The following is a 22,855-nucleotide window of genomic DNA, read 5'->3' on the forward strand; positions in this document are numbered from 1 at the left end:
CCGCGACGGGCGCTTCGGTTCCGGGACTGTCGTGGCCGTGACCGGCGTGGAGTGCACGCCTCTCTCGGCGACGCCGCCGGTCAGTCGGTGTCGTCCTCGCCGTCCGGTGACTCCGCTTCGACGGCCTCCGCGCTGGGGCGGTCGACGGTCACGCGGACCTTCTGGATGCGGGTGTTCTCCACCTGCTCGGCCCGCAGCGTCACGTTCTCGTAGTCGAACGCCTCGTTCTGTTCGACGAGGCGGCCCGCGCGGTTGAACAGGAAGCCCGCGATGGTCTCGAACTCCTCTCCCTCCGGCAGGACGATGTCGAGGGCCTCGTTGACCGCGTCGACGTTGACCGACCCGTCCACGACGGCGGTGTCGTCGTCGACGAACTCGATGGGATGCTCCTCGTCGCCCACCAGTATCTCGCCGACGATCTCCTCGAGCACGTCTTCGAGCGTGATGAGGCCCTCGGTGGCGCCGAACTCGTCGATGACGATGACCATGTGCAGGCGGTTCTCGCGCATCTCCGAGAGGAGTTCGTCGACGTTCTTCGACTCGGGGACGTGGAGCGTCGGACTGACCACGTCCGCCACCTCGAGGTCGTCGAAGGAGCCGTAGTCGGACTCCTGCAGGTCGCGGATGTCGAAGACGCCGACCACGTTGTCGAGCGACCCGTCGTAGGCCGGCAGACGGGCGTGCCCGGACTGGATACACTCCCTGATGGCAGCGTCGACGGTCAGGTCCGTGGGGATGGCCGCCATGTCGAGGCGAGGGGTCATCACCTCCTTGGCGGAGGCGTCGGTGAACCGCAGGGTGCGCTGGAGCATCTGGCGTTCCTCCTCGTTGAGGATGCCCTCGCGTTCGCCCGTCTTTATCATGTTCCGAATCTCCTCGCGGCTGACGTACGACGACTCGATGGACGCCCCGCCGCCGGTGAGCCTGTTTATGAACGTCGTCAGGTAGTAGAACAGGGTGATGAGCGGCCACAGCACCTTCTCGACGACGCGCAGTCCCCGGGCGACGCGCCGTGCGTGCAGTTCGGTGTTCTCGACGGCGTAGGATTTCGGGGCGCTCTCGCCGAATATCAGGACCATCGAGGTGATGCCGAACGACGAGACGAGGACCGCGGTCCCCGGGTCGAAGTAGAAGCCGACGAGGGTCGTCGAGATGGAGGACATCGTGATGTTGACCATGTTGTTGCCGACGAGAATCGTCACGAGCAACCGGTGGGGGTCCTCTTTGAGGGTCTTGACCGCCTGCGCACCGCGTTCACCCCGCTCGACCATCGCGTCTATCTGGTGCGTCGGCAGCGAGAACAGCGCTATCTCCGACGAGGAGAAGAACCCCGACCCCATGAGGAGCAGCAGAATCAGGAGGATACCGATCGCGGTTATCTCCCCTTGCCCCAGTTCGACGCCGAGGATCGGCACGGTGAACTGTGTGATACCGGCCTCGTATGCGGCTGTGAGTACAGGCGACCCCATACCACCGCCTAGTCTTGAACGAAGAATTAATCCTTTGTAACGGACCAGAGCCGAAACGTCTTCCATTCGAGCGGCCCGTATGGGTCGAGGCTCGCCCCCGGAGTCGCCCGCTCCGAGGTAGTCACCGTTTTACCCGTCCGCCTACTTCTGTCGTCCATGACCGACCCGGCCGACCTGTCCGTGACGCTCGTGGACGGGTACGTCGACGAACCGGCGCACTTCGGCGTGCCGCCGTACATCTCGACGTACCCCCGCTTTACGGCCGGTGCCCTCGTCGACGCCGGCGTCCCCGAGGAGAACGTCACCTACCACACCATCGACGAACTCCGCGACGACAGACAGAAGTGGGCCGACGTGGCCGACGCGGACCTGCTGCTCTACATCGGCGGGATGACCGTCCCCGGGAAGTACGTCGGCGGCACGCCGGCCGAACCGGACGAGGTGCGCGAACTCGCCTGGACCGCCGACGGCGTCAGCGTCATGGGCGGCCCAATCCGCTTCGGCGTCGGCGAGGAGAACGCCGGCGCACAGGAGATGACGCGACAGAACCTCGACTACGACTACCTCGCGATGGCCGACGTGGAGGCGGCGGCGTACGACCTCGTCGACAGCGGTCTGGAGGGGTTCGACAACCGCTACCGCGACAACGAGGAACTGGACCGCTGGGCCGCCAAGGGGGCGTTCGTCGTCGAACAGCACCCGAACCACCCTGACTACCTCATCTGCGAGATGGAGACGTCTCGGGGCTGTGCGTACCGGTGTTCGTTCTGCACGGAACCGATGTACGGCAACCCCGCGTTCCGGTCGGCCGAGTCGGTCGTCAAGGAGGTGGAGAACCTCTCGAACAGGGGGGCCAAGCACTTCCGCCTCGGCCGGCAGGCCGACATCCTCGCGTTCGGCGGCGACGGCGAGGCGCCGAACCCCGACGCCCTCCGCCGACTGTACCGGGGGATTCGCGAGGTGGCTCCCGACCTGGAGACGCTCCACCTCGACAACATGAACCCCATCACGGTGGTGGAGTGGCCCGAGAAGTCCCGCGAGTGCATCCGCATCATCGCCGAGCACAACACGCCGGGCGACACCGCGGCGTTCGGCCTGGAGTCGGCCGACCCGGTGGTGCAGGAGCAGAACACGCTCAACGTCACCGCCGACGAGTGCTTCGAGGCGGTGAAAATCGTGAACGAGGAGGCCGGGTGGCGGCCGGGCGAGGACCCCGCGGACGCGCCGACGCACGGCGCGGACGCCTCGAACCGCCTGCCGAAACTCCTCCCGGGCATCAACCTCCTGCACGGACTGAAGGGCGAACGCGAGGAGACGTTCGCGCACAACAAGCGCTTCCTGCACCGCGTCTACGACGCCGGTCTGATGGTTCGCCGCATCAACATCCGGCAGGTGATGGCGTTCGAGGGCACCGAGATGGCGGAGGAGGGCGCGAACATCGCCGAGAACCACAAGCAACTGTTCCAGGAGTACAAGCGGGAGGTCCGCGAGGAGATAGACCGACCGATGCTGAAGCGCGTCGCCCCCCTCGGAACCGTCCTCCCGAACGTCCACCTGGAGTACCATCAGGACGGGCGCACGTTCGGCCGGCAGTTGGGGACGTACCCCCTCCTCGTCGGCATCCCGGGCGAACGCGAACTCGGGCGGACCATCGACGTGGCCGTCGTGGACCACGGCTACCGCTCGGTCACCGGCGTCCCGCATCCGCTGGATCCCAACGAGGCAAGCATGGACGAACTGACGGCCATCCCGGGCATCGGCAAGCGCACCGCGGGCGACATCGTCGTCAACCGGCCGTACGCCTCCGCGGACGAGGTGACGGCCGCCGACGTGGACCTCTCGAAACTCACCGGGAGCTATCCGGTGGAACCGCGGGCGGACTGAACGCGCCCGCTCGCTCCCCCGGCCGAACCGGCGTCCGCGCTACCGACGTGACGACTCGACTTCTCCGGACGCCCGCGTCCGACCGCGACTCGACCGCGTTCCGCGCGTCGCGCCCTCGCTCGGACGCTCGGTCTCGACGAGGGCGTCCAGCCGTCGCTCGAACTCCTCGTCGCCGATCTCGCCGGCGGCGTACCGCCGCTTGAGCGTCTCCACCGAGTCGGCGTCGCGGGAGGGCGTCGCGCGGGCCGATTCGGAGTCGGGCGCGAGCAGTGCGGCCACCGCTACCGCGGGGAGCGTCAGCGCGAGGAGCCCAAACACCGCGATGAGAAGATTGTACACGATGCCGGACTTCACGCCGGAGACGATGGCGAGTGCGGCGTAGGCCGCCAGCGGTGCCGTGACCGCCGCGACGACGGCGACCCGACGCCGCCACGTCCGACTGTCGGGCGTGTATCTGGCGAGCGTTCCGCCGGTGCCGGCGGAGAGTGGAGGGCTCATACCGGAAGCTGTCGTCCGAAAGACAATAAAACCGTGTTCGGTACCGACGCACGCGGCGCGTCGTCCGTCGTCGCGGCGACCGAGGGGTCGGCGTGCGTCGAACGCAGAGAAGCACCGGGCGGTGAGAAGCCTCTGTACCGCGCCGAGTGAGCGAGCGCGAACGAGGCGCGGGAGCTCTTTGGTCCAGCTTTTTGCGACGAGCGGTCGCGCTCCGCGCGACCCGAGTCAGCAAAAAGGTGGGTTTAGAAGTCCTCTTCGATGACTTCGCCGACGGCGAAGTTGGACTTGACCTCGGTGACCTCTATCTTCACGCGGTCGCCCACCTCCGCGCCGGGGACGATGATGACGTACCCGCGTTCGACGCGTGCGATGCCGTCGCCCTGCTTGCCGATGTCCTCTATCTCGACGTAGCGGAGTTCGCCCACCTCGACCGGCGGTTGCGGTTCGGACGAGGGCGTCGACGTGCTACTCGACTCGGACGATTCGGCCTCCTCGATTGCCTCGCGAGAGATGAGAGCGACGCGATACGTTTCGCCGGGTTCGACGGTCCCGGATTCGACTTCGCGCTTCGGAATCTCGACCACGTACCGGTCGTCCTCCGCGCGCACGTCGGTGTTGAACAGACACAGGAGTTTATCTGAGATTTCCACCGTGTAGACCTCCACGCGAAGGTCACGCGGAACTGTTAAATGTGTACCGCCGCGGTCGGGTGTTCCAGCGCCCTCAGTCGTCCACGCTCGTCCCGTCCGGGCGCTTGGCGCCCTCGGAGTCGTGGACGACCACCTCTCCCGGGCCCGGCCGGGCGGGTTCGTACGTGTCGCGGACGCCGACGGCCTCCGTCAGTTCCCGGACCGCCCGTTCCTTCAGCGCCGCCGCGAGTTCCTCGGCGTCGGCCCGGGAGATGTCGCGGCCGAGGCCCTCACACTCGTGCGCGCGGACCGTCTCGGCCGCGTCGCCGGCCTCGTCGGCGTCCCCTCGCGCCGGCAGGGTCACGCTGTCCACGGCCTCGCCCATCGGTTGGCTCGTGCCGTCGAGGGCGACGCTGAAGGGATACGTCTCGCAGATGAGGGGGCGGTCCGCGTGGACGGAGCAGGCGCCGGTCGTCTCGCCGTCCGTCTCCGTCTCCTCGTAGAAGACGCAGTCGCCGCAGGCGTCCGTCTGAAGCGCCCACTCGAACGTCTCGCCCTCCGGGCCGTCGTCGCCGTCGGTGAGGCCGTACGGCATCGGACGGGCGACGTCGCGCCACTCCGTCGACGCGTCGGCGGGGGCGTCCTCGTCCCTCCCCGCGCCGTCCGTCTCGTCGCCGGCGTCACCCGTCTCGTCGCCGGCGTGGTCCGCCGTCGCGGCCTGTAGCTCCCGCACCTCGTCGGGGAACACGGTCGCCGTGTGCGGTTCCCGGTCCGCTTCGGGGCCGTGGCCCGTACAGCAGGCGCCGCAGCGAGTGCACTCGAAGCCGATGGACTCGATGGCGTCCGCGAGGTCGGAGACGGAGAGGTCGCGGGCGCGTTCGAGTTCCTCCTCCAGCGTCGGGCTCTGGCTCACGTCCGCGCTTGGCCGCGCGGCGGCAAAAGCGCTCGCTTAGTGAGGGGTGACGCGGCCCGTCGCCGCGTCGTGGCGGACGCGCCCCTCGGTGGCGAGTTTCTCCACGTGAGCGAGGACCGTCGCGCGGGCGAGGTCCCGGACGCCGGTGAGGTCCTTCTCGTAGGCGGCGTCGAGTATCGACTCAACGTCGCGGGCGCCGTCGGTCACGGCGGCGAGCACGCGCCGTTCGCGGTCGATGCGGTGTCGAATCAGGCGCTCGCACGTCGCGCGCGGGTCGTCGATGGCGGGGCCGTGTCCGGGGTGCATGGCGTCGGGATTCCGGGCGTGGATGCGACGCAGGGAGACGAGATACGCGCGGACGCTCCCCTCGGGCGCGCCGACGACGACGCTCCCCTCGGCGACGGCGAGGTCACCGCAGAGGACGCCGAAGTCGCCCTCGAACGCGACGTGGTCGGCCGCGTGGCCGGGCGTGTCGAGGACGGTCACGCCGCCGACCGCCGTCCCGCGGGCCGCCGAACGCGACTCGGCGGCGCCGTCACCGACGGGTATCACGTCGCCCTCGGCGAACGTCCGGTCGGGTTCGACGCCCGTCTCCGCGGCGAACCGCGCCTCGCGGCCGCGGCGACACCACACCGTCGCGCCAGTCTCCGCGGCGTAGGCCGCGACGGCCCCGGTGTGGTCGGGGTGCGTGTGCGTGACGGCGACGTGTTCGACGTTCGCTTCGGCGACCAGTTCGTCCAGTTCGTCGGTCCGACTCGCCGGGTCGACGAGGAGTGCGCCCTCGGTGCCGACGAGGTAGGCGTTCGTCGCGCCCGTGGGCGCACGGGTCACGACGGGGACGGAGACGCGTCTGAGCGGAGTCACGACTCCGGATTGGCGTGGGTTCGAGAAAACGGTACTGCCGTGGACGACAGCGAGCGGCTTGGTCAGAGCCCGCCGTGTGCCACGCGGTCTACGTGTTGAGGAAGTAGACCTGCTTGCGCGCGTCCTTGAAACTGTAGCGCGAACTGACGAGTTCGGACTCTTCGAGTCGATTGAGCGCGTAGCGAACGGTGCGGTCGGGGAGCAGTGACTCCTCGGCGAGTTCCCCCTGCGAGAGCGGTGCGTCGCCCTCCAGCACTTTGGCGACGAGTTTCGCGCTCGGAGGCAGTTCGCGGAGTCGCTCGCGGTATTCGCCCTCCGAAAGGGGGTCCTCACGGTTCATCTCTGCGGTACTGGTGCTCATACCACAGGAGATTACGTCGGTCTTGGTAAAGGTTGGCTACAAGTGTGTCAAAACAATCCAGACACATTAAACACAAACAAGGCCATATAATGTCGACCGACGAACCCCTTTTGTCGCCGCCCCGCGAGACGCGAGACGTGATTCCGGAATCCCACCACGACATCTTCGAGAAGGAGTCGTTCGCCCACTTCGCCACGGTCATGCCCGACGGGACGCCGCACGTCACGCCGGTGTGGGTGGACCACGAGAACGGTAAGTACGCCCTCCTCAACAGCGCACGCGGCCGACAGAAGGTTCGGAACGTCGAACGGAACCCCCGAGTCGGCGTCTCCGTGACGGACCCCGACGACCCGTACCGGTACGTCTCCGTCCGCGGCGAGGCGGAGTTGATAGACGAGGGAGCCGTCGCCCACATCGACAAACTCGCCCAGAAGTACATGGACGTCGAGGAGTATCCGCACCACGGCGAGGAGTCGGGCGCGCGGGTCATCGTCCGCATCCCCGCCGACACCGTCGTCACCAACGGCTAGTTCGGTCCACCCCGCCGTCGTACCGCGTCGTCGACCCCACCGTCTCGCGATTGGCGCCGGTGCGCGGCGACCGTCGGACCGCATCCAGTACGGTTTTAGTCCGTGGGTGTGCAGTACGGTGTAGTGTGAAAGGAAAGGAGTGGTACCAGGCGGACGACGTCGCCCAAGAGTACGACTCGAAGCGGTTCTCTCGCGGCGGCCGACTCATCGACCACCGGGAGAAGCAGGCGGTCCTCGACGCGGTCGGACCCGTCGAAGACAAGGAGATTCTCGAAATCGCCTGCGGAACGGGTCGCTTTACAGTCATGCTCGCCGAACGCGGCGCCGACGTCGTCGGCCTCGACATCTCGCGGGCGATGATGCTGCAGGGGCGCGAGAAGGCGAGACAGGCGGGCGTCGCGGACAACGTCGAGTTCCTCCGCGGCGACGCGGCGCGCCTGCCGTTCCCCGACGACCACTTCGACGCGGTGTTTGCGATGCGGTTCTTCCACCTCGCGGACACGCCGGCGAAGTTCCTCGCGGAGATGGCGCGCGTCTCGAAGGACGTGGTGTTCTTCGACACGTTCAACGACACGAGTGCGCGCGTCGTCTACAACTGGTTGCTCCCGATGGGGTCGCGTCTCTACGGCGAATCGGAGGTGGACGACCTCCTCCGCGACGCCAACCTCGAACTCACCGACGCGACGCACGACTTCGTCATCCCGTACGGGTTGTACCGGAAGATTCCGAACGGCATCGCGGGCGAACTGCGCGGATTCGACACCTCCGTCGGCGACACCGCCGTCGGCGAACGACTCGCGTCGGTGTCGTACTGGGCCGCGTCCGTCGGCTCCGGCGACTGACCTCGACCCCGACGCGGTCGGACGCTGTCAACCCGTTGCACGGCCCGTCGCGAGCGACGACATTTAAGGTTCTCCGTGGATATCTGCGGGTATGGACCTCTCGGTAGTGGTCCCGACGCTCAACGGTCGGGACCGACTCGCGGCCAACCTCGACGCCCTAGCCGAGGCCGCCCCCGACGCCGAAGTCGTCGTCGTCAACGGGCCGTCGGCGGACGGCACTACCGGGATGGTACGGGACCGAGACGACGTGGGCGTCCTCGTCGAACTCTCGGACCGAACGCTGAACGTCTCTCGAAACGCCGGGATTCAGGCCGCCTCGGGCGACGCAATCGCCTTCGTCCGCTACGACGTCGCGGTCGAAGACCGGTGGCTCGACGGCGTGACCGACGGACTGGAGGAGGCCGCCGTCGTCACCGGCCCGTCGCACCAGACGCTCCGCGCCGGGATGACCACCGAGACGCTCGAACGGCGGACCATCTGCGGCCGCGACGTGACCTACTTCAACGGCGGCAACGTCGCCTTCCACCGCGACGCCCTCGACGAACTCGACGGCTTCGACGAGTACCTCAAGACGGGCGGCGCGCGCGACGCGGCGCACCGCCTCGCGGGCGCGGGTTACGACGTGACGTGGCGCCCGGAGATGAGCGTGCGGACGGAGTACGAGGCCGATGGCGGCGTGACGGAACGCGACTGGGGGTGGAAGTACCGCGCCCTCGGCTACCGACTGGCGAAGAACTACGGGTTCCGACCGACCGTCGTGCGCCGGACGCTCCGACACGCCCGCACGGACGCCGTCTCCGCCGCCCGCGACGTCGTCCGCGGCGACACGACGCCGACGGGGTGGCTCGGGACGGGACGGGACGTCCTCGCGGGGATGGCGACCGGCATCTCGGACGGACTCGTCGCCCGCGCCAGAGACCAGTCGCCCACGCGGAACCCCCACGGCCGTTCGAAGCGGGCCGACCGCGCCGTCGCCACGTACGACTGGCGCTGACGCCGCACCTCGTTCTCGCTCACTGCTCGCCGGGCGCGAGTTCCGGCACTAGCCGCGCGGCGTTCTTCGAGAAGGCCCGCCGCATCACGTCCTCGCTCACGTCCAGCGTCAGGAGTTCCATCACGCCGACGTTGGGGTGTGACTCGGGCGCTCCGCTCCCGAACATGACCCGGTCGGGATGCTCCAAGAGTGCGCGCTCCATCACGCCGCGGAAGCGGACGAAACTCGTGTCGAGGTAGAGGTCGTCGTACTCGTCCAACAGGTCGATGCTCCGGTTCATCAGGTCGCGGTTCAGCGGGTAGCCGCCGAACCCCGCGAGGACGACGGGGAAATCGCGGCCGAGAAGCGTCTCGACGGCGTCGTCCGGCGTGAACGCGTCGCCGGCGTGGACGACGACGGGCAGGCCGACGTTCTCCAGTTGGGTTATCGTCTCCTCGTCGGGGAGGCCGTCGACGGCGGGCGCGAGGGTGAACCCGTGGAACCGGTCGTCGTAGGCGTACTGCTCGACGTCCTCGGGGTCGGCGTGGCTCTCGTCGCGCGAGGCGGTGAGGTTCCGCAGGCGCGCGGAGGCCCGACTGCTCGGGTCCCGGGGGCCGTCGATGCGAGCGAACGCGACGAACGGTCGGTCGACGCTCATGCGGGCGACGGCGTTGTTCGCGCGGAGGTACCCCTCCCCCTTCGGTCGCCGCCCCGGCGCGACGACGGCGCGGACGACGCCCGCTTGGTGGAGTTCTCGCTCCAACCGTTCGGGGCTTATCTCTCGCCCGCGCGTGGCGACCGCCTCCTCGCTGTCGGGGTCCAACCGCGCGTGTACGTCCACCACCCGGAACCCGTGGTTCAGTTCCAGCATCGTTCGACCGTTCTCACACGAGATAAAATAGCTTGCAGAACGCGCGCGCCGGACTCGGAGGCCCCGGTGACCGTCTCGCTCGACAGGCAAAGAGTTTTATATCAGATGTTGTATCTCGGTACGGAGTGAGCGACGAGATAGCACGGCTACACCCGTTCTGTCGTGCGATTTGTCGACACGCGCTCAGCGAAACGTATTTATAGAACCGCTTGCGTCTACAGCGGTGAGGTTTCACAATCATGTCGTCACGAATGCAGCAGCCCCTGTACATCCTCGCCGGTGGAAGTTCCCGAACGCACGGTCAGGCCGCGCAGGACTCGAACATCCGAGCCGGGAAGGCCGTCGCGAATGCGGTACGAACCACCCTCGGTCCCCGCGGGATGGACAAGATGCTCGTCGACTCCTCGGGAACGGTCGTCATCACCAACGACGGTGCGACCATCCTCGAGGAGATGGACATCGAACACCCCGCCGCGCAGATGATCGTCGAAGTGGCCGAGACGCAGGAGGAGGCGGTCGGTGACGGCACGACCACCGCGGCCGTCCTCACGGGCGAACTCCTCGTCCACGCCGAGGACCTCCTCGAACAGGACCTCCACCCGACGGTCATCGTCGAGGGGTACACCGAGGCGGCCCGCCTCGCGCAGGAGGCCATCGACGCGCAGGTCCTCGACGCGACCCTCGACGACGACCTCTTGGAGAAGGTCGCCGAGTCGAGCATGACCGGCAAGGGAACCGGCGACGTGACCGCCGACGTCCTCGCCACGCACGTCGTGCGGGCGGTCCGCATGGTCCACGAGGAGAACGACGGCCGGTTCGACAGCGACGACGTGCGCGTCCTGACCCGCACGGGCGCGTCCTCGTCGGCGACGGAACTCGTCGAGGGCGTCGTCATCGACAAGGACCCCGTCAACGACAACATGCCCCGGTCCGTCGAGGACGCCACCGTCGCGGTCCTCGACGCCAAACTCGACGTGCGCAAGGGCGAGGTGGACACCGAGTACAACATCACCTCCGTCGAGCAACTCGACGCGGCCATCAAGGCCGAGGACGACGAACTCCGCGGCTACGCGAAGGCGTTCGCCGACGCCGGGGTGGACGTCCTGTTCTGCACGAAGTCCGTCTCGGACCGCGTCGCGGGCTACCTCGCCAAGGAGGGCGTCCTCGCGTTCAAGAACGTGAAGCAGTCCGACACGCGCGCCATCGCCCGCGCGACGGGCGCCAAGCGCCTCGGCTCCGCCACCGACGTCGACGAGTCGGACTTCGGCCACGCCGACGCCGTCTCGCTGAAGACGTACGGCGACGACGACCTCACGTTCGTCGAGGGCGGCGCGGCGTCGAAGGCCGTCACGCTGTTCCTCCGCGGCGGCACCGAACACGTCGTGGACGAACTCGAACGCGCCATCGAGGACGCCATCGGCGTGGTCGTCGCCGCCCTCGACAAGGGCGGCGTCGTCCCCGGCGCGGGCGCGACCGAAATCGCCATCGCCGACCACGTCCGCTCCGAGGCGGCGGGCATCGAGGGCCGCAAGCAACTCGCCGTGGAGGCGTTCGCGGACGCCGTGGAGGCCCTCCCGCGCACCCTCGCGGAGAACACCGGCATGGACCCCATCGACGCTCTCGTGGACCTCCGCGCGCGCTTCGAGAAGGAGGGGGTCGCGGGCGTCATCTCGTCGGGTCGCGCCGGCGAAATCGGCGACCCCGTCGAACACGGCATCCTCGACCCCGCCGCGGTCAAGCGCGAGGCGGTCGAGTCCGCCACCGAGGCCGCGACGATGATCGTCCGCATCGACGACGTCATCGCCGCCGAGTGAGCCGATAACCCGGTCGGCCGCGCCTCGTTTCCCTTCCGTTTCCCCCTCGCTTCCCCCTCGTTTTCACACTGTCTCCACGTCGTCGCGACCCGCGAGCGACCGCGTCAGTTCTCCCCGCCGCCCTCGACCCGAATCCGCGGCAGGTGCCAGTCGTACCGGAGGGCGAGCATCCGCGTCGCGAAGACGAGACCGGCGCAGACGCCCGCCTGGACGCTCGACGGGCCACCGAGGGAACCGACCGCCCAGAACGCGACCCCGCCGAGGACGGCGGGCGTCGCGTAGAAGTCCTCGCGGAGGACGACCGGGACGCGCCCCACGAGGAGGTCCGCGAGGGACCCGCCGCCGACGGCCGTCACCGTCGCGAGGACGACGACGCCGTACGGGGTCAGTCCGGCCCCGGTGCCGACGAGTGCGCCCGTGGCGGCGAAGGCGGCGAGGCCGACGGCGTCGCTCACGAGGAACGCGGGGGTGTCGCGGACGCGGACGTGGTCGGGGGTGCGGCGAATCAGGAGGACGGCGAGGGCGACGCCGACGAGGGCGACGGACACGTCTCCCGTCGTCGCCAACGAGGCGGGGATTCGGTCGACGAGGACGTCGCGCGTCGTCCCCCCGCCGAGCGCGGTCACCACGCCGAGGACGGTCACCCCGAAGGCGTCGAGTCCGGCGTCCGCGGCCTTCAGCGACCCGGCGACGGCGAACGCGAGGAGGCCGACGACGTTCATCGCGGCGAACGGGTCCACCGGCGTCGCCACCGTCTCAGGAGGGGTCGGCGGTGGCGTCGCCGCCGTTCGAGTCGGTCTCCGAGACGCGTTGCAGTCGTTCGATGCCGCCTATCTCGTCGATGACGCGTTCGACGGGGCCGGGGACGAGGCTCCGCCAGTCCTCGTCGTGTATCATCCGGTCGCGGAGTTCGGTCCCCTCCAGCACGTCGCGGTTGAACATCGGCGACTGTCTGACCTCCACGCCGGCCTCGGTGAACAGTTGGATGACGAGGGGGTTGTTCGAGTAGGCGACGTCGAACGTGGGCGACATGCTCTGGACGTGACTCACCCAGACCGAGTTGCGGTCCAGGTCTTCGATGGGGACGGCGTACGTCGTGACGTCGAAGTCGGCGACGGACTTCGTCACCATCATGATTCGCTCGCCGGCGGTGAACGGGTTTCGCGGCGAGTGCGAGTCGCCCGCGGACCCGATTCCGAGGACGAGTTCGTCCACTTCGTCGGCTATCTCCTCGACCATCCGGTGGTGGCCGTTGTGGTAGGGCTGGAAGCGACCGATGTAGAACCCCCGCATGCTTCGCTTTTCACCGGCAGCATTTATAAACCCGGCGAGTCGTGCGAAACCACGAATTCGCGGTGTACGATGGGGGAATACACCGGATGCCGGCTTGGTAACTGAGCCGCATTTGGGGAGAAAGTATATCAGTCGTGCAACCTTCATTTGAGGTAGCGAAACCAGTTCTATGAGTAACGATATGGATACCGACGAAAACTCCCGGGAACAGGGGGACGACGTGCCCGACGAGTCCCCTCACTCGCCGTCCGAACGGGACGACGAGACGTTTCCGGAGTCCGGGCCCGACCAAGGGGCCGACGATAAACGGACTATCGACGACCTCGGGAGCGACGTCGAGGTCACCGCCGACGTCGCAGACGACGTCGACGAAGACGACCTCCTCGGTGGACTTCAGATCGACTCGACGAACGAGATAGAAGTCCCCGACCGACTCGTCGACCAGGTCATCGGTCAGGAGCACGCCCGCGACGTGGTCATGAAGGCCGCGAAGCAGCGGCGTCACGTGATGATGATCGGCTCGCCGGGGACGGGCAAATCGATGCTCGCGAAGGCGATGTCCGAACTCCTGCCGAAGGAGGAACTTCAGGACGTCCTCGTCTACCACAACCCCGACGACGGGAACAACCCCAAGGTCCGAACGGTCCCTGCCGGAAAAGGCGAACAGATAGTCGAGGCCCACAAGGAGGAGGCGCGCAAGCGCAACCAGATGCGCTCGTTCCTCATGTGGATCATCATCGCCATCGTCCTCGGCTACTCGCTCATCATCGCCGGGCAGATTCTGCTCGGCATCCTGGCAGCGGGTGTCATCTACCTCGCCTTCCGCTACGGCTCTCGCGGGAGCGACGCGATGATTCCGAACCACATCGTGAACAACGCCGACACGACGACGGCGCCCTTCGAGGACGCGACGGGCGCGCACGCCGGCGCACTGCTCGGCGACGTCCGGCACGACCCGTTCCAGTCCGGTGGGATGGAGACGCCGAGTCACGACCGGGTCGAACCCGGCGCCATCCACAAGGCGAACAAGGGCGTGCTGTTCATCGACGAGATAAACACGCTCGACATCCGCTCCCAGCAGCACCTGATGACGGCCATCCAGGAGGGCGAGTTCTCCATCACGGGCCAGTCCGAGCGCTCCTCGGGCGCGATGGTCCAGACGGAACCCGTCCCGACGGACTTCATCATGATCGCCGCCGGGAACCTCGACGCGATGGAGAACATGCACCCCGCCCTGCGCTCGCGTATCAAGGGCTACGGGTACGAGGTGTACATGGACGACACCATCGAGGACACCCCCGAGATGCGGCGCAAGTACGCGCGCTTCGTCGCGCAGGAGGTCAACAAGGACGGCCGCCTGCCCGACTTCAGCTCCGAGGCCATCGAGGAAGTCATCCTCGAAGCCCGGCGCCGCGCGGGCCGCAAGGGGCACCTCACGCTCGAACTGCGTAACCTCGGTGGGCTGGTGCGCGTCTCCGGCGACATCGCTCGCGCGGAGAACGCCGACCTGGTCACCCGCGACCACGTGCTGCAGGCGAAGGGCCGCAGTCGCTCCATCGAGCAGCAACTCGCGGACGACTACATCGAGCGCCGCAAGGACTACGAACTGCAGGTGGCCGACGGCTACCAGGTGGGCCGCGTCAACGGCCTCGCGGTCATGGGCGAGGACTCCGGTATCATGCTCCCCGTCATGGCCGAGGTCACGCCGTCGCAGGGCCCCGGCGAGGTCATCGCCACGGGTCAGCTGAAGGAGATGGCGCAGGAGGCCGTCGACAACGTCTCCGCCATCATCAAGAAGTTCTCGGACGAGAACATCTCCGAGAAGGACATCCACATCCAGTTCGTCCAGGCCGGACAGGGCGGCGTCGACGGCGACTCCGCCTCCATCACCGTCGCGGCGGCGGTCATCTCCGCCCTCGAAGACGTGGGCGTCGACCAGTCGCTCGCGATGACCGGCAGCCTGTCGGTGCGCGGCGACGTCCTCCCGGTGGGCGGCGTCACGCACAAGATAGAGGCCGCCGCGAAGTCCGGGTGCACGAAGGTCATCATCCCGCAGGCGAACATGCAGGACGTGATGATCGAGGACGAGTACAAGGAGATGGTCGAAATCATCCCCGTCTCGCACATCAGCGAGGTGCTCGACATCGCACTCGAAGGCGAACCGGAGAAGGACTCCCTCGTGGACCGCCTCAAGAGCATCACCGGCTCCGCGTTCACCGAAGGGAAAGTGTCCGGGCCGTCGAGCCCGAGTCCGCAGTAACGCCGAATGCCCGACTGGGCGACGTTCGCCGCGTTCGCGGCCGTCGTCACGACGGGTCTCCTCTTGCTTTCGTACGCCTCGCAGGGCGTCGTCTCCTCGACCGACGAGCGAGAGCCGTCTGCGCCCCGCGACGACCCGACCCGGACGCCCGGAGAGACCGCGTTCGACGGGTCGCGGGCGACGGAGACGGCCGCCGACGCCGAGGGCGACACGGTCCCCGCCGCCGCGGGCGCTGACACCACTCCCGCCGCGGACGCTGACACCGCTTCCACCGACACCGACGCGGATTCCTCTCTCGCGGCCGACCGCCGCGACCCCGACAGGGAACTCGTGCTGCCGAAGTCGGGCGTCCGCTACCGGCCGCCGCCGCGCGAGGAGACGCCCGAACTCTCGACGGCGGCGCTGTTGGCCAACGTCGCGTTCTCGCAGGGACTGTTCGGCGTCGCCCTCCTCGCCGGCGCGTGGTACGCGCAGATTCCGGCCGCGGCGTTCGGCGCGGGTCCGGCGACGCTCTCCGTCTCGGGCCTCCTCGTCGGCGTCGCCCTCGGCCTGTCGCTGTACGCCGTGAACGAAGTCGGCGCGGCCGTCGGGGCGGCGTACGGTCTCGGTCGCTCGGAGGACCTCCGGGAGTCGCTCGCGCCCGACTCCCGCGCCGGGTGGGCCGCGCTGTTTTTCGTCGTCCTGCCCGTCATCGCCGGCTTCGAGGAACTGCTGTTCCGGGGGGCGCTGGTGGGCGTCCTCGCGGCCGGGTTCGGCGTCTCTCCGTGGCTTCTCGCCGTCGTCTCCTCCGCCGCGTTCGCCCTCGGCCACGGCGCGCAGGGCCGTCTCGGCGTCCTCGTCACCGGCGGACTGGGGTTCGTCCTCGCGGCGGCGTTCGTCCTCACCGGGAGCCTGTTCGTCGTCGTCGTCGCCCACTACCTCGTGAACGCGCTGGAGTTCGTCGTCCACGAGGGACTCGGCGTCGAGTGGGGCGGCGGCGCGGACGGAGTCGAGTGACCGCTCGGTCGGGACGGGCTGACGCGCGTCCCAACGACTTTACGGACCGTCTGCGTCGGTCACGGTATGTCGTCATCGGAACAGCGAATCGGTCAGGTCGTCCTCGGACTCTTCTTGGTCCTGATACTGGCCTCGCTCCTGTTCGACAACGCGCTGGTGGACCTCCTCGTGGAGATCGGGTTCGCGCTCGTGGCGTTCTACTTCGGCTACACGACGTACATGGACGGCAGTTACCCCGAGGGACCGACGAAGACCGGCACCGCGGCGGCGTTCATCCTCGCCGGTATCGCGCAACTCGGCTTTCTCGTCACGAACCTCACGGCCGTGAACCTGGTCGGGACGGTGTGCTTCGTCGGCGGCTTCATCGGTTACGTGCTGTTGAACCGTCGCTGACGCGTCAGTCGCGTTCGACGCCGCGGAGTCGGCGGGCCACCTCGTCGGGCGTCGCGCCCGACGCGTCCTCGACCCGGTGGTCCGGGACGAACAGGAGGACGGGGTTCTCGCGAAGGGCCGTCCGCGCCGTCGCCACGTCGTCGTCGTCCTCCGGGTCCATGCCGGCCATGCGAACCACGCGCCGGAAGTCGACCGTCTCGCCGTACGGGAGTTTCCGCACCGCGTCGAGGACGCGCCGGTGGTCGGTGGGGACGGTCAGCGCGACGGGCACGTCGTCGAAGTGGTCCTCGTCGCCGTCGAGGTAGGCGAACGCCCGGTCGAGAAGCGGGTGGTCCGCGTCGGCGTCCGCGGGAGCGGTCTCGGGGAACGAGACGCTGATGACGTTCCCGCTGGCGACGCCTATCTGTATCGCTCGCCCGAGTCGGTCGGAGTCGCGGGCGAAGACGCCTGCGTCCACGTTCATGACCTCGGCTTGGCCGCGCCCGCTCTTGAACCTTGACGACGACACGCAAGCCTTATGTGCAAATGAGTCCGTTAATGCACAACGATGAACGCTAGTGAGGATTCGCTCGCGCCCGAGGTCCGGTCTATCCTCGACGCCGCGCGAGAGCGACCCGGCGGCGACGAACGCGTGGCCGTCGCGGCGCGGTCGTTCCCCGACGCCGTCGCGGAGGCGGAGGCCGAGGGTCGCGTCCCCGTCGTCGCGGAGGTAAAGCCCACCAGTCCGACGACGGCGGGCGAACGCACCGACGACCCGGTGGAACTGGCCCGCGAGATGGTCGCGGGCGGCGCGACGGCGCTCTCCGTCCTGACCGAACCGGAGCACTTCGGGGGGTCCACGGAGAACCTCCGGCGCATCCGCGAGGCGGTTGACGTGCCGGTGCTTCGCAAGGACTTCCTCGTGACGGAGTCGCAGTTGGACGCCGTCGCGGCCGACCTGGTGCTGGTCATCGCCCGGTTCGTCGGCGACGACCTCTCGGACCTCGTCTCGGCGGCGCGAGAGCGCGGCTTCCAGCCCCTCGTGGAGGTTCACGACCGCGCGGAACTCGAACGCGCCCTCGACGCGGGCGCCGAGATAATCGGCGTGAACAACCGCGACCTGGCGAAGTTGGAGGTGGACCTCGAAACGTTCGAGTCCGTCGCGCCCCACGTCCCCGACGACGTGACGCTTCTCGCCGAGAGCGGCGTGACGACCACCGCGGACGCGCGCCGGATGCGGGCCGCGGGCGCGGACGCACTCCTCATCGGCACGGCCATCATGGACGGCGACGCGCGCGCGAACACGGAGCGATTCACACAGGCGACAGCGGAGACGGAGACATCAGAATGAGCAAGACGACGTTCGACGGCAAGTTCGGCGACTACGGCGGACAGTACGTTCCCGAGGCGCTCATGCCCGCCATCGAGGAACTGGAAGACGCGTACGAGCGGTACGTGTTGGAGAACGAGGACGGCTTCATGGACGAGTTCCGGCGACGGCTCCGGGACTTCGGCGGGCGGCCGACGCCGACGCAGTACGCCGAACGCCTCTCGGAGCGGTACGACCGCGACGTGTACATGAAGCGCGAGGACCTCCTGCACGGCGGCGCGCACAAACTCAACAACGCCCTCGGGCAGGTCCTCCTCGCGAAGTACATGGGCAAAGAGCGCATCGTCGCGGAGACGGGCGCGGGCCAGCACGGGACGGCGACGGCGATGGCCGCCGCACATCTCGACGTACCCTGCGAGGTGTACATGGGCGAACGCGACATCAACCGCCAGCGTCCCAACGTCTTCAGGATGCGGCTCAACGGCTCCGAGGTGAACCCGGTCACCGTCGGCCGCGGGACGCTGAAGGAGGCCATCTCCGAGACGATGCGCGACTGGGCGACGAACGTGGAGGACACCCACTACGTCATCGGGAGTATCGTCGGTCCGCACCCGTTCCCGGCGATGGTACGGGACTTCCAGTCGGTCATCTCCGAGGAGGCGCGCGAGCAGATGCGCGACCGAGCGGGGACGCTCCCCGACTCCGTCCTCGCCTGCGCGGGCGGCGGGTCCAACACCATGGGCGCGTTCGCGGAGTTCGTCGACGACGAGGGCGTCGACCTGTACGCCGTCGAAGCCGGCGGCTCCACGCTCGAAGTCGACGAGGAGGCGGGCGTCGCGCCCAACTCCGCGTCGCTGTCGACGGGGTCGGAGGGCGTCCTCCACGGCGCGCGGACCAAACTCCTGCAGGACCGCGACGGACAGATAATGGAGAGCCACAGCGTCTCCTCCGGACTGGACTACGCGGGCGTCGGCCCCGAACTCGCGCACCTCGTCGACGAGGGACGCGTTCGGGCCGTGAACGTGGACGACGACGACGCGCTCACCGCCTTCCACCGCCTCTCCCAACTGGAGGGGGTCATCCCCGCCCTGGAGACGGCGCACGCGTTCGCCTACCTCGAAGCCCACCACGAGGAACTGGGCGACACCGTGCTGGTGAACGTCTCGGGCCGCGGCGACAAGGACCTCGAATCGGTCATCGAGGAGACGGCGCAGCGAGACATCGACATCGCGCCGGACATGGACGCGTTCGCGGGGGGGTTCTGAGATGGGCAACCCCGAACTCGACGCCGCCTTCGCGGACGCGGCGGCGTTCGTCCCCTACCTCGCCGCGGGCGACCCGGACTTCGAGTCGTCGATAGCGTACGTCGAGGCCCTCGAACGCGGCGGGGCCGACGTCATCGAACTCGGCCTGCCGTTCTCCGAGCCCATCGCCGAGGGGCCGACGATTCAGGAGGCCGTCGTGCGGTCGCTGGAGGGCGGCATGACGCCCGACCGCTTCTTCGAGTTCGTCGAGGCCCTCGACGTGGACGTGCCGTTGGTCTGCATGACCTACTACAACCTCATCTACCGGTACGGGGGCAGCGAGGCGCAACGCGCCTCGAACGCGAGCGGGGAAGCCGCGAGCAAGGGGCCGCGGCCGTTCGTCGAGAAGGCCGCCGAAGTCGGTCTGTCGGGCTTCGTCGTCCCGGACCTGCCCGCCGAAGAGGCCGGCCCCCTGCGGGAGGCGTGCGACGAGTTCGGACTGGACCTCGTGTTCATCGTCGCGCCGACGACGACGGGCGACCGACTCGCCCGCATCATGGAACAGGTGTCCGGCTACGTCTACGTGCAGGCGCGCCTCGGGGTCACGGGCGCGCAGGACGACGTCTCCGGACAGACGGAGTCGAGCCTCGACCGACTCAGCGAGTACGACGTGCCGAAGGCAGTCGGCTTCGGCATCAAGACCGGCGACCACGCCGAGCGAATCGTCGCCGCGGGCGCCGACGGCATCATCGTCGGGAGCGCACTCGTCGACATCGTCGCCGAGGGCCACGAGAACGGCGACGACGCCGAGACGGTCGCCGACCGACTGGAGCGGAAGGCGCGCGAACTGAAGGACGGTGCCGAACGCGGATTGGCGCAACGTGCGCCCCAAGCGGAACGCACATAACGGACGATTTGTTACAGACTAACATACCCTCTCCCAACATGGACGTAGGAATCACATCACGACTCGAACGGATATCGACAGGGGGGCGATACCTCGTCGTCCCGATGGACCACGGAATCACGCTCGGCCCGGTGAAGGGCCTCGTCGACCTGGAGACGACGGTCGACGCCATCACCCGCGGCGGTGCGGACGCCGTCCTCACGCAGAAGGGCGTCGCCCGGCGCGTTCACCCGAACAAGAACGGCAAAGGCTACATCGTCCATCTGAACGGCTCGACGGTCATCGGCCCGGACTCGAACGACAAACGGATCACCGGCTCGGTCGAGGAAGCGCTTCGCGTCGGCGCCGACGCCGTCTCCTTCCACATGAACGTCGGCAGCGAGTTCGAACCCGACCAGATGACGAAACTCGGCGAACTGACGGAGACGGCCCACCAGTTCGGCGTGCCCGTCCTCGCGATGAACTACGCGCGCGGCCGCGACACGGACGAACACGACGCCGAGAACCTCGCCCACGCCGTCCGCCTCGCCGAGGAACTCGGCGCCGACGTGGTGAAGACGGCGTACACGGGTGACGCGGAGACGTTCGACCGCGTCTGCGAGGCGACGCGCCTCCCCGTCGTCATCGCGGGCGGCAGTCGCGGCACCGACTACCAGACGGTCGAGATGGTTCGCGGCGCGATGGACGCCGGCGCCGCGGGCGTCTCGATGGGTCGTTCCATCTTCCAGCACGACGACCCCGAGTCCATCACGCGCGCCGTGAGCGCCGTCATCCACCGCGACGAGGACGCGGAGACGGCCCTCCACGAGGCGGGACTCGAACTCGAAGCGTAGGAGCGTCGACGCGGCGTCGCTCCGCCGGCCCTCTTCTCTCCTCCCTCGGTCGAGGAGGAACGACGCCAGTTCCTCGCGGGAGGCTTCCGGGCGGTCCTGCATCACCCAGTGGGTCGCCCCGTCGAGTCCGCGCACCTCGCCGCCGTCGTCTGCGAGTCGGTCGGCGTACGAGACCGGTTGGAGTTCGTCGGCGGCGCACCTCGCACTCGACGCCGGCGCGGTCGTACTCGTGTTCGAGACCGTTCGACGGAACCGGCAGTATCAGTCACTTACTTACGATTTCTCGCACAAATTACTGTCGTGAGACTACAGCAGTTCGTCGAATCGGCCGACGAGCGAGCCCTCTCGCTCGTCGTGGTGAATCGGGAGTCGCCGAGGCCGATTCAGACCATGCTCGAAGGGTTGTTCGACGGCCAACCCGTCGAAGTGGACGAGCGACGACTCCCCGACGGGGACGACGACGCGGTCCTCCTCGTCGACGACGGCGAAATCGTTGCCTCCTCGCCGCTGGCGGCGTTACAGGAGTCGATTCTCCTCGTGAACTCCGATCTGTACATCACCGGCACTCGCGCCGCCACCGACGTCGAGATTCCGGACGTCGTCGCGGCCATGGAGAACGTGCGGTTCACGTTGCGGGGGTACCCCGAGTCGAACAAGGAGAAGCTACTGCTCATCACGATTTCGCGGTACATCGAGCGGTTGGCGCTGGAGAGCGACGGCGGCACGCACCGCGCGTCGTTCCAGCGACTCTCCCGCATCGACGACGAACTCGGAACGCGCCGGGTGTACGAACGACTGGCGGCGTCGGCGGTTGACACGCACGTCTACGGCGTCCCCGACTGGACGCCGCCGCCGGACTTCGAGGTCACGATGCACGGTGGATGGACGCCGACGTTCCGCGACTCGTGGTTCGTCACCTTCGCCTCGGAGTCCACGGACGGTCCGCACGCGGCACTCGTCGCGTTGGAAACCGAACCGCGCGTCTGGGACGGGTTCTGGACGTTCGATTCGGGAGACACGCGGCGTATCTCGCGGTACATCGAACGGAGACTGTGACGCACCGCCGCTTCGACCGGAACGCACTTCGATATAGCGCGATGCGATACATGCAATCTCGACAGAACTTCTCTACAGAGAGTATTCTCCCGCGAGGAGACTGAACGGCGTGTCGTCGCGAAGCGGTCCGACCGCGTGGCCCGATGCGAGAGCGCGGCACGGCGTCGACCGCCGTCCGCCGCCTCGGAAGCTACGAATCCCGTTCCAGCGCCTCCCGGCGGTTCTCGTACTCCTCCTCGGTCAGGTCGCCGCGCGCGTACGCGAGACGGAGTTCTTCGAGGGCGGCGTCGCCGCCGTTCGACGACCCCGCGACGGCACGATAGACGAGGTAGCCGACGCCGGCGAGGACGGCCAGGAACAGCAGTTGCACGCCGACGCCGACGAGGGGCATCCACGCCGGGCCGCCGCCGCCCCACGTTCCGCCCCACATACCTCCGCGCATCATCGACCCGTACCCCATCATCCCGAACCCCATGAACAGGGCCGGAAGCAGGACGAGTGCGCCGAGTGCGACGAGGGCGAGCGCGACGAGCCGTCGGTCTGTCGTATTCGTGGACATGATGATCACCTGAACCCCGGTGAGACCGGGGGTCTCACCTAGTACTACACCGTCCCGATTCAATGCAGTTGCCGTTACGTACCCACAGCGAGCGGTGGCCGTGAGCTTCGAATCCAAAGCCACACGCGTTGATTCGTTCGCACGCACGGAGTCGCGTCCGACACGAAAATGCCGTCGGCGACGAGAGCAGTCTGTGGTCCCCCGGTCGTCCTCACCGACGAAAACACCGTTTCGGCCGGTTCTCCGTCGGGTCTGCGCTCCTTGCCGAAACCGGTCGGAAATAGTGAATAAACCCGCTGTCGCGATATAGAATCGTCCGTGCGGCCCTCGCGCCACGGCAAACCTCGGGAGAGTCGC

24 protein-coding genes are annotated in these 22,855 nt (G+C 68.1%); 13 read left to right on the top strand and 11 right to left on the bottom strand.

The annotated features are described in order from the left end of the window. Positions 1 to 80: 80 nt before the first annotated feature. A complete protein-coding gene (locus tag BM310_RS04960) occupies positions 81 to 1,469 on the bottom strand; it encodes a hemolysin family protein (RefSeq protein ID WP_089805173.1) in 1,389 nt (462 codons plus the stop codon). A 156-nt stretch (positions 1,470 to 1,625) separates the two neighbouring features. Here BM310_RS04960 and BM310_RS04965 point away from each other — a divergent pair, with 156 nt between their 5' ends. Next, positions 1,626 to 3,353, top strand: coding sequence for a radical SAM protein (locus BM310_RS04965; RefSeq protein WP_089805175.1), 1,728 nt, complete (start codon positions 1,626 to 1,628; stop codon positions 3,351 to 3,353). Between the two features lie 39 nt (positions 3,354 to 3,392). Here BM310_RS04965 and BM310_RS21635 read toward each other — a convergent pair whose 3' ends face one another. The 5 genes from BM310_RS21635 to BM310_RS04990 all read right to left on the bottom strand — a co-directional run bounded on the left by BM310_RS21635 (position 3,393) and on the right by BM310_RS04990 (position 6,618). Then, positions 3,393 to 3,851: an SHOCT domain-containing protein gene (locus tag BM310_RS21635; RefSeq protein WP_218156417.1), complete on the bottom strand. Its 459-nt coding sequence runs from the start codon at positions 3,849 to 3,851 to the stop codon at positions 3,393 to 3,395. A gap of 242 nt (positions 3,852 to 4,093) precedes the next feature. After that, the gene (locus BM310_RS04975) at positions 4,094 to 4,501 is read right to left on the bottom strand and encodes a TRAM domain-containing protein (RefSeq protein WP_089807026.1); all 408 of its coding nucleotides are present in this window, start codon (positions 4,499 to 4,501) and stop codon (positions 4,094 to 4,096) included. Between the two features lie 73 nt (positions 4,502 to 4,574). After that, positions 4,575 to 5,393 carry a YkgJ family cysteine cluster protein gene (locus tag BM310_RS04980; RefSeq protein WP_089805177.1) on the bottom strand — a complete coding sequence of 273 codons (819 nt, stop codon included), beginning with the start codon at positions 5,391 to 5,393 and terminating at the stop codon, positions 4,575 to 4,577. Between the two features lie 36 nt (positions 5,394 to 5,429). Further along, a complete protein-coding gene (locus BM310_RS04985) occupies positions 5,430 to 6,257 on the bottom strand; it encodes an MBL fold metallo-hydrolase (protein ID WP_089805179.1) in 828 nt (275 codons plus the stop codon). 88 nt (positions 6,258 to 6,345) lie between these two features. Then, a complete protein-coding gene (locus BM310_RS04990) occupies positions 6,346 to 6,618 on the bottom strand; it encodes a MarR family transcriptional regulator (protein ID WP_089805181.1) in 273 nt (90 codons plus the stop codon). Positions 6,619 to 6,755: 137 nt separating this feature from the next. Here BM310_RS04990 and BM310_RS04995 point away from each other — a divergent pair, with 137 nt between their 5' ends. From BM310_RS04995 to BM310_RS05005, 3 genes are all read left to right on the top strand, one after another. Then, the gene (locus BM310_RS04995; RefSeq protein ID WP_089807028.1) at positions 6,756 to 7,148 is read left to right on the top strand and encodes a PPOX class F420-dependent oxidoreductase; all 393 of its coding nucleotides are present in this window, start codon (positions 6,756 to 6,758) and stop codon (positions 7,146 to 7,148) included. 125 nt (positions 7,149 to 7,273) lie between these two features. Next, positions 7,274 to 7,990 (top strand): class I SAM-dependent methyltransferase, encoded by a 717-nt coding sequence (locus tag BM310_RS05000; protein WP_089805183.1) that lies wholly within the window; start codon positions 7,274 to 7,276, stop codon positions 7,988 to 7,990. A 91-nt stretch (positions 7,991 to 8,081) separates the two neighbouring features. Then, entirely contained in the window at positions 8,082 to 8,984 is a 903-nt protein-coding gene (locus BM310_RS05005; RefSeq protein ID WP_089805186.1) for a glycosyltransferase family 2 protein, read from the top strand. A 19-nt stretch (positions 8,985 to 9,003) separates the two neighbouring features. Here the strand turns inward: BM310_RS05005 and BM310_RS05010 are convergent, their stop codons facing one another. Beyond that, positions 9,004 to 9,834 carry an amidohydrolase family protein gene (locus BM310_RS05010; protein ID WP_089805188.1) on the bottom strand — a complete coding sequence of 277 codons (831 nt, stop codon included), beginning with the start codon at positions 9,832 to 9,834 and terminating at the stop codon, positions 9,004 to 9,006. A gap of 251 nt (positions 9,835 to 10,085) precedes the next feature. Here BM310_RS05010 and thsA point away from each other — a divergent pair, with 251 nt between their 5' ends. Beyond that, positions 10,086 to 11,648, top strand: a complete 1,563-nt coding sequence (thsA, locus tag BM310_RS05015; RefSeq protein ID WP_089805190.1) for a thermosome subunit alpha — start codon at positions 10,086 to 10,088, stop codon at positions 11,646 to 11,648. A 104-nt stretch (positions 11,649 to 11,752) separates the two neighbouring features. Here the strand turns inward: thsA and BM310_RS05020 are convergent, their stop codons facing one another. Both BM310_RS05020 and BM310_RS05025 read right to left on the bottom strand, forming a co-directional pair. Next, the gene (locus tag BM310_RS05020; protein WP_089807029.1) at positions 11,753 to 12,370 is read right to left on the bottom strand and encodes a trimeric intracellular cation channel family protein; all 618 of its coding nucleotides are present in this window, start codon (positions 12,368 to 12,370) and stop codon (positions 11,753 to 11,755) included. A 34-nt stretch (positions 12,371 to 12,404) separates the two neighbouring features. Next, the gene (locus BM310_RS05025; RefSeq protein ID WP_089805192.1) at positions 12,405 to 12,941 is read right to left on the bottom strand and encodes a nicotinamide-nucleotide adenylyltransferase; all 537 of its coding nucleotides are present in this window, start codon (positions 12,939 to 12,941) and stop codon (positions 12,405 to 12,407) included. A 169-nt stretch (positions 12,942 to 13,110) separates the two neighbouring features. On the opposite strand from BM310_RS05025, the gene lonB reads away from it, so the two are divergent. From lonB to BM310_RS05040, 3 genes are all read left to right on the top strand, one after another. Beyond that, a complete protein-coding gene (gene lonB / locus BM310_RS05030; protein WP_089805195.1) occupies positions 13,111 to 15,201 on the top strand; it encodes an ATP-dependent protease LonB in 2,091 nt (696 codons plus the stop codon). 6 nt (positions 15,202 to 15,207) lie between these two features. After that, entirely contained in the window at positions 15,208 to 16,197 is a 990-nt protein-coding gene (locus BM310_RS05035; RefSeq protein ID WP_089805197.1) for a CPBP family glutamic-type intramembrane protease, read from the top strand. Between the two features lie 66 nt (positions 16,198 to 16,263). After that, a complete protein-coding gene (locus tag BM310_RS05040) occupies positions 16,264 to 16,590 on the top strand; it encodes a hypothetical protein (protein ID WP_089805199.1) in 327 nt (108 codons plus the stop codon). 4 nt (positions 16,591 to 16,594) lie between these two features. On the opposite strand, the gene BM310_RS05045 is transcribed toward BM310_RS05040, so the two are convergent. Then, positions 16,595 to 17,053, bottom strand: a complete 459-nt coding sequence (locus tag BM310_RS05045) for an MGMT family protein (protein ID WP_394328042.1) — start codon at positions 17,051 to 17,053, stop codon at positions 16,595 to 16,597. Positions 17,054 to 17,137: 84 nt separating this feature from the next. Between BM310_RS05045 and trpC the strand changes: the two genes are divergently transcribed. The 5 genes from trpC to BM310_RS05070 all read left to right on the top strand — a co-directional run bounded on the left by trpC (position 17,138) and on the right by BM310_RS05070 (position 21,939). Further along, positions 17,138 to 17,920, top strand: a complete 783-nt coding sequence (trpC, locus tag BM310_RS05050) for an indole-3-glycerol phosphate synthase (RefSeq protein WP_089805201.1) — start codon at positions 17,138 to 17,140, stop codon at positions 17,918 to 17,920. Then, positions 17,917 to 19,164 carry a tryptophan synthase subunit beta gene (gene trpB, locus BM310_RS05055; protein ID WP_089805203.1) on the top strand — a complete coding sequence of 416 codons (1,248 nt, stop codon included), beginning with the start codon at positions 17,917 to 17,919 and terminating at the stop codon, positions 19,162 to 19,164. The genes trpC and trpB overlap by 4 nt, the downstream gene beginning before the upstream one ends. A gap of 1 nt (position 19,165) precedes the next feature. Further along, positions 19,166 to 20,050, top strand: coding sequence for a tryptophan synthase subunit alpha (trpA, locus tag BM310_RS05060; RefSeq protein ID WP_089805205.1), 885 nt, complete (start codon positions 19,166 to 19,168; stop codon positions 20,048 to 20,050). A 38-nt stretch (positions 20,051 to 20,088) separates the two neighbouring features. After that, positions 20,089 to 20,883, top strand: a complete 795-nt coding sequence (locus BM310_RS05065) for a 2-amino-3,7-dideoxy-D-threo-hept-6-ulosonate synthase (protein ID WP_089805207.1) — start codon at positions 20,089 to 20,091, stop codon at positions 20,881 to 20,883. A gap of 300 nt (positions 20,884 to 21,183) precedes the next feature. Next, positions 21,184 to 21,939 (top strand): DICT sensory domain-containing protein, encoded by a 756-nt coding sequence (locus BM310_RS05070; RefSeq protein ID WP_089805209.1) that lies wholly within the window; start codon positions 21,184 to 21,186, stop codon positions 21,937 to 21,939. Positions 21,940 to 22,129: 190 nt separating this feature from the next. On the opposite strand, the gene BM310_RS05075 is transcribed toward BM310_RS05070, so the two are convergent. Further along, positions 22,130 to 22,498 (bottom strand): SHOCT domain-containing protein, encoded by a 369-nt coding sequence (locus tag BM310_RS05075; RefSeq protein ID WP_089807033.1) that lies wholly within the window; start codon positions 22,496 to 22,498, stop codon positions 22,130 to 22,132. Positions 22,499 to 22,855: the final 357 nt, after the last annotated feature.

Origin of the sequence: Halogeometricum rufum (assembly GCF_900112175.1) — an archaeon.
Taxonomy (GTDB): domain Archaea; phylum Halobacteriota; class Halobacteria; order Halobacteriales; family Haloferacaceae; genus Halogeometricum; species Halogeometricum rufum.

What these genes read in the sequence shown, in the direction of transcription:
- BM310_RS04960 (WP_089805173.1), bottom strand. Translation starts at nt 1,469, where the DNA reads ATGGGGTCGCCTGTACTCACAGCCGCATACGAGGCCGGTATCACACAG.
- BM310_RS04965 (WP_089805175.1), top strand. Translation starts at nt 1,626, where the DNA reads ATGACCGACCCGGCCGACCTGTCCGTGACGCTCGTGGACGGGTACGTC.
- BM310_RS21635 (WP_218156417.1), bottom strand. Translation starts at nt 3,851, where the DNA reads ATGAGCCCTCCACTCTCCGCCGGCACCGGCGGAACGCTCGCCAGATAC.
- BM310_RS04990 (WP_089805181.1), bottom strand. Translation starts at nt 6,618, where the DNA reads ATGAGCACCAGTACCGCAGAGATGAACCGTGAGGACCCCCTTTCGGAG.
- BM310_RS05005 (WP_089805186.1), top strand. Translation starts at nt 8,082, where the DNA reads ATGGACCTCTCGGTAGTGGTCCCGACGCTCAACGGTCGGGACCGACTC.
- BM310_RS05010 (WP_089805188.1), bottom strand. Translation starts at nt 9,834, where the DNA reads ATGCTGGAACTGAACCACGGGTTCCGGGTGGTGGACGTACACGCGCGG.
- thsA (WP_089805190.1), top strand. Translation starts at nt 10,086, where the DNA reads ATGCAGCAGCCCCTGTACATCCTCGCCGGTGGAAGTTCCCGAACGCAC.
- BM310_RS05020 (WP_089807029.1), bottom strand. Translation starts at nt 12,370, where the DNA reads ATGAACGTCGTCGGCCTCCTCGCGTTCGCCGTCGCCGGGTCGCTGAAG.
- BM310_RS05025 (WP_089805192.1), bottom strand. Translation starts at nt 12,941, where the DNA reads ATGCGGGGGTTCTACATCGGTCGCTTCCAGCCCTACCACAACGGCCAC.
- lonB (WP_089805195.1), top strand. Translation starts at nt 13,111, where the DNA reads ATGAGTAACGATATGGATACCGACGAAAACTCCCGGGAACAGGGGGAC.
- BM310_RS05035 (WP_089805197.1), top strand. Translation starts at nt 15,208, where the DNA reads ATGCCCGACTGGGCGACGTTCGCCGCGTTCGCGGCCGTCGTCACGACG.
- BM310_RS05040 (WP_089805199.1), top strand. Translation starts at nt 16,264, where the DNA reads ATGTCGTCATCGGAACAGCGAATCGGTCAGGTCGTCCTCGGACTCTTC.
- BM310_RS05045 (WP_394328042.1), bottom strand. Translation starts at nt 17,053, where the DNA reads ATGAACGTGGACGCAGGCGTCTTCGCCCGCGACTCCGACCGACTCGGG.
- trpC (WP_089805201.1), top strand. Translation starts at nt 17,138, where the DNA reads ATGAACGCTAGTGAGGATTCGCTCGCGCCCGAGGTCCGGTCTATCCTC.
- trpB (WP_089805203.1), top strand. Translation starts at nt 17,917, where the DNA reads ATGAGCAAGACGACGTTCGACGGCAAGTTCGGCGACTACGGCGGACAG.
- trpA (WP_089805205.1), top strand. Translation starts at nt 19,166, where the DNA reads ATGGGCAACCCCGAACTCGACGCCGCCTTCGCGGACGCGGCGGCGTTC.
- BM310_RS05065 (WP_089805207.1), top strand. Translation starts at nt 20,089, where the DNA reads ATGGACGTAGGAATCACATCACGACTCGAACGGATATCGACAGGGGGG.
- BM310_RS05075 (WP_089807033.1), bottom strand. Translation starts at nt 22,498, where the DNA reads ATGTCCACGAATACGACAGACCGACGGCTCGTCGCGCTCGCCCTCGTC.